Genomic DNA, 5,547 nt, shown 5'->3' with positions numbered 1-5,547 from the left:
TGCGCCTGATGTTTGAGAACTCAACAGTGTGTCATAGTCGACGGATTAGTTTGTAGGCTCGTCTGTTTGTTGGATGGGTTGATAGTTTTTTTCGGCAATGATTCTGGCTAGCGATAGTCAGTGATCGTCATTGTTGGGAGCAAGTTTTCTACGGAGAGTTTGATCCTGGCTCAGGACGAACGCTGGCGGCGTGCTTAACACATGCAAGTCGAGCGGTAAGGCACTTCGGTGTACACGAGCGGCGAACGGGTGAGTAACACGTGAGTAATCTGCCCTTCACTCTGGGATAAGCACTCGAAAGGGTGTCTAATACCGGATACGACCAGTCCCTGCATGGGGTGCTGGTGGAAACTTTTGTGGGTGGGGGATGTGCTCGCGGCCTATCAGCTTGTTGGTGGGGTAATGGCCTACCAAGGCTTTGACGGGTAGCCGGCCTGAGAGGGTGACCGGCCACACTGGGACTGAGACACGGCCCAGACTCCTACGGGAGGCAGCAGTGGGGAATATTGGACAATGGGCGGAAGCCTGATCCAGCAACGCCGCGTGAGGGATGACGGCCTTCGGGTTGTAAACCTCTTTCATCATCGACGAAGCTCTGTGTTGATCAGGGTGACGGTAGGTGGAGAAGAAGCACCGGCCAACTACGTGCCAGCAGCCGCGGTAATACGTAGGGTGCGAGCGTTGTCCGGAATTATTGGGCGTAAAGGGCTCGTAGGCGGTTTGTCGCGTCGGGAGTGAAAACACTGGGCTTAACCGAGTGCTTGCTTTCGATACGGGCAGACTTGAGGCATTCAGGGGAGAACGGAATTCCTGGTGTAGCGGTGAAATGCGCAGATATCAGGAGGAACACCGGTGGCGAAGGCGGTTCTCTGGGAATGTTCTGACGCTGAGGAGCGAAAGTGTGGGGAGCGAACAGGATTAGATACCCTGGTAGTCCACACCGTAAACGTTGGGCGCTAGGTGTGGGGCCTATTCCATGGGTTCCGTGCCGTAGCTAACGCATTAAGCGCCCCGCCTGGGGAGTACGGCCGCAAGGCTAAAACTCAAAGGAATTGACGGGGGCCCGCACAAGCGGCGGAGCATGCGGATTAATTCGATGCAACGCGAAGAACCTTACCTGGGTTTGACATACACCCTGCCGCTCCAGAGATGGGGCTTCTTTTGGGGGTGTACAGGTGGTGCATGGCTGTCGTCAGCTCGTGTCGTGAGATGTTGGGTTAAGTCCCGCAACGAGCGCAACCCTCGTCCCATGTTGCCAGCAGGCCCTTCGGGGTGCTGGGGACTCATGGGAGACTGCCGGGGTCAACTCGGAGGAAGGTGGGGATGACGTCAAGTCATCATGCCCCTTATGTCCAGGGCTTCACGCATGCTACAATGGCCGGTACAAAGGGCTGCGATCCCGTGAGGGGGAGCGAATCCCAAAAAGCCGGTCTCAGTTCGGATTGGGGTCTGCAACTCGACCCCATGAAGTCGGAGTCGCTAGTAATCGCAGATCAGCAACGCTGCGGTGAATACGTTCCCGGGCCTTGTACACACCGCCCGTCACGTCACGAAAGTCGGCAACACCCGAAGCCAGTGGCCTAACCCCTTGTGGGGGGGAGCTGTCGAAGGTGGGGCTGGCGATTGGGACGAAGTCGTAACAAGGTAGCCGTACCGGAAGGTGCGGCTGGATCACCTCCTTTCTAAGGAGCACACATCCCGCGTCAGGACCGAGTGTGTCCTGAGCACATGGTGGTGTTCGGATAGTGGAACCGTCGATGAAAGCTGGCCGTGAGGCTGCTGTGACCTCTAGTACGGCCTGCTGGTCCCTTCGGGGGTTGGTGGGTGTGGAACACGGGTCGTGGTGGTGGAGTGGTTTGGTTTGACACACTGTTGGGCCCTGAGGCATCAGGTCCGGAGCCCCTGGAGGGGGGTTTGTCTGGCTGGTTGGTTTCTTGGTGTTTGTCATCTTGATAGTGGACGCGAGCATCAACCCTGGAGCTGCGCATGAACGTGTGTGTGAGCTGGTGGGGTTGATCTTTGTAGTGTGTGTCTTTGTGCAACAGCATCGATGTCTGTAGTGATACGTGTGTTGATACGTGTATCGGTACGTGTGTTGATGTGTGTGTTGTGTTTGTTGAGTGTTTGTTTGGCAAGCAGTAAAGGGCACATGGTGGATGCCTTGGCATCGAGAGCCGATGAAGGACGTTGGAGCCTGCGATAAGCCCTGGGGAGTTGGCAACCGAGCGTTGATCCGGGGGTGTCCGAATGGGGAAACCTAGCACGAGTCATGTCGTGTTACCTGCGCCTGAATGAAATAGGGTGTAGGGGGGAACGCGGGGAAGTGAAACATCTCAGTACCCGTAGGAAGAGAAAACAACAGTGATTCCGAGAGTAGTGGCGAGCGAAATCGGATGAGGCTAAACCGTCTTCGTGTGATACCCGGCAGGGGTTGCGGGGGCGGGGTTGTGGGAGTGTTTGTCATCCGTCTGCCGGCGGGTGGGGCAGTAAGAAAGTGCGTGTGAAGTTGAAGTCCGTTGGAAAGCGGCGCCGTAGAGGGTGATAGCCCCGTAGTCGTAGATGCGTGCCTGCCTATAGCACCTCCCAAGTAACACGCCACCCCTGAAATGGTGTGTGAATCTGGCGGGACCACCCGTTAAGCCTAAATACTTCTCGATGACCGATAGCGGACCAGTACCGTGAGGGAAAGGTGAAAAGTACCCCTGGCGGGGAGTGAAATAGTACCTGAAACCGTGTGCCTACAATCCGTCAGAGCCCGGCCATCCCGCAGCCATGTGGGACGTGGGGGTGATGGCGTGCCTTTTGAAGAATGAGCCTGCGAGTTTGCGGTGTGTTGCGAGGTTAACCCGTGTGGGGTAGCCGTAGCGAAAGCGAGTCCGAACAGGGCGTATGAGTAGCACGCTCAAGACCCGAAGCGGAGTGATCTATCCATGGGCAGGTTGAAGCGCGGGTAAGACCGCGTGGAGGACCGAACCCACTTAGGTTGAAAACTGAGGGGATGACCTGTGGATAGGGGTGAAAGGCCAATCAAACTCCGTGATAGCTGGTTCTCCCCGAAATGCATTTAGGTGCAGCGTTGTGTGTTTCTTGCCGGAGGTAGAGCACTGGATAGCCGATGGGCCCGACCAGGTTACTGACGTTAGCCAAACTCCGAATGCCGGTAAGTGAGAGCGCAGCAGTGAGACTGCGGGGGATAAGCTCCGTAGTCGAGAGGGAAACAGCCCAGACCATCAGCTAAGGCCCCTAAGCGGCGGCTAAGTGGAAAAGGATGTGGAGTCGCAGTGACAACCAGGAGGTTGGCTTGGAAGCAGCCACCCTTGAAAGAGTGCGTAATAGCTCACTGGTCAAGTGATTCCGCGCCGACAATGTAGCGGGGCTCAAGCCGCCCGCCGAAGCTATGGCATTCGCACCCGATTAGGTTCGGGCCCGGCCACTGGGTGGTTGGGTGTGTGGATGGGTAGGGGAGCGTCGTGTCGTGGGTGAAGCTCCACAGTGATGTAGGGGTGGATACGACACGAGTGAGAATGCAGGCATGAGTAGCGAATCACGGGTGAGAAACCCGTGCGCCGATTGATCAAGGGTTCCAGGGTCAAGCTAATCTGCCCTGGGTAAGTCGGGACCTAAGGCGAGGCCGACAGGCGTAGTCGATGGACAACGGGTTGATATTCCCGTACCGGCAACGTAGCGCCCATGACGAGCCCGGTGATGCTAACCATCCGAAGCCACGCTTACTGAACCCTTCGGGGGGATGGGGTGTGGTGGAGCATGGGACCCGATCCGGTAGTAGTCAAGCGATGGGGTGACGCAGGAAGGTAGCCCAGCCCGGGCGATGGTTGTCCCGGGGTAAGCGTGTAGGACGTGGCCTAGGCAAATCCGGGTCGCTGTGTTTGATCACGAGTCTGAGACGTGATGCCGAGACCAGCTGGTTGAAGTGGGTGATCCTATGCTGTCGAGAAAAACCTCTAGCGAGCTATGCGCCGCCCGTACCCCAAACCGACTCAGGTGATCAGGTAGAGAATACCGAGGCGATCGAGTGAACCATGGTTAAGGAACTCGGCAAAATGCCCCCGTAACTTCGGGAGAAGGGGGACCCGAACCGTGAACGGACTTGCTCCGGGAAGCGGGGAGGGTCGCAGAGACCAGGCCCAAGCGACTGTTTACTAAAAACACAGGTCCGTGCGAAGTTGTAAGACGATGTATACGGACTGACTCCTGCCCGGTGCTGGAAGGTTAAGAGGACTCGTTAGCCACTTGTGGTGAAGCGGAGAATTTAAGCCCCAGTAAACGGCGGTGGTAACTATAACCATCCTAAGGTAGCGAAATTCCTTGTCGGGTAAGTTCCGACCTGCACGAATGGAGTAACGACTTGGGCGCTGTCTCAACCATGGACTCGGCGAAATTGCACTACGAGTAAAGATGCTCGTTACGCGCGGCAGGACGGAAAGACCCCGGGACCTTTACTATAGTTTGGTATTGGTGTTTGGTTCGGCTTGTGTAGGATAGGTGGGAGACTGTGAAGTATTCACGCCAGTGGGTGTGGAGTCATCGTTGAAATACCACTCTGGTCGTACTAGATGTCTAACCTAGGTCCATGATCTGGATCAGGGACAGTGCCTGATGGGTAGTTTAACTGGGGCGGTTGCCTCCTAAAATGTAACGGAGGCGCTCAAAGGTTCCCTCAGCCTGGTTGGCAATCAGGTGGCGAGTGTAAGTGCACAAGGGAGCTTGACTGTGAGACAGACATGTCGAGCAGGGACGAAAGTCGGAACTAGTGATCTGGCCACGGCATGTGGAAGCGTGGTCACTCAACGGATAAAAGGTACCCCGGGGATAACAGGCTGATCTTCCCCAAGAGTCCATATCGACGGGATGGTTTGGCACCTCGATGTCGGCTCGTCGCATCCTGGGGCTGGAGTAGGTCCCAAGGGTTGGGCTGTTCGCCCATTAAAGCGGCACGCGAGCTGGGTTTAGAACGTCGTGAGACAGTTCGGTCCCTATCCGCCGCGCGCGTTGGAAACTTGAGAAAGGCTGTCCCTAGTACGAGAGGACCGGGATGGACGAACCTCTGGTGTGCCAGTTGTCCCGCCAGGGGCACGGCTGGTTGGCTACGTTCGGAAGTGATAACCGCTGAATGCATCTAAGCGGGAAGCACGTTTCAAGATGAGGTTTCCCACCCACTCGATGGGTTAAGGCCCCCTACAGACCATGGGGTTGATAGGCCGGAGGTGTACAGCAGCGATGCCTAGCCGACCGGTACTAATAGGCCGAGGGCTTGCCACACAAACCCTCAACCAACACCACACCACCACACCCACGCGCACCTAGCGCATGTCGCGTCCACTACAAGAACCAACCCCACCACCCTGGGGGCGGGCACCCACCACTGGTGCCACCACGGGGCAAGTTGATGGGGTTCATAGAGTTACGGCGGCCATAGCGGCAGGGAAACACCCGGACCCATACCGAACCCGGAAGTTAAGCCTGCCAGCGCCGATGGTACTGCAACCGCGAGGCTGTGGGAGAGTAGGACGCCGCCGGACAAGCATT

Annotated in this window: 3 rRNA genes; all 3 read left to right on the top strand. The window is 56.9% G+C overall.

The window, feature by feature from the left end:
• Positions 1–147 precede the first annotated feature (147 nt).
• The 3 genes from FJQ57_RS22040 (at position 148) to rrf (ending at position 5,540) form a co-directional block, all read left to right on the top strand.
• Positions 148–1,682, top strand: a 16S ribosomal RNA gene (locus tag FJQ57_RS22040).
• Between the two features lie 447 nt (positions 1,683–2,129).
• Positions 2,130–5,280, top strand: a 23S ribosomal RNA gene (locus FJQ57_RS22035).
• Between the two features lie 143 nt (positions 5,281–5,423).
• A 5S ribosomal RNA gene (gene rrf, locus FJQ57_RS22030) occupies positions 5,424–5,540 on the top strand.
• The 16S, 23S and 5S rRNA genes sit together here, the layout of an rRNA operon.
• Positions 5,541–5,547: the final 7 nt, after the last annotated feature.

The organism is Nocardioides litoris (assembly GCF_006346315.1).
Taxonomy (GTDB): domain Bacteria; phylum Actinomycetota; class Actinomycetes; order Propionibacteriales; family Nocardioidaceae; genus Nocardioides; species Nocardioides litoris.
Note: the sequence above shows the minus strand (reverse complement) of the source record. Positions and strands in the feature narration are given on the sequence as shown.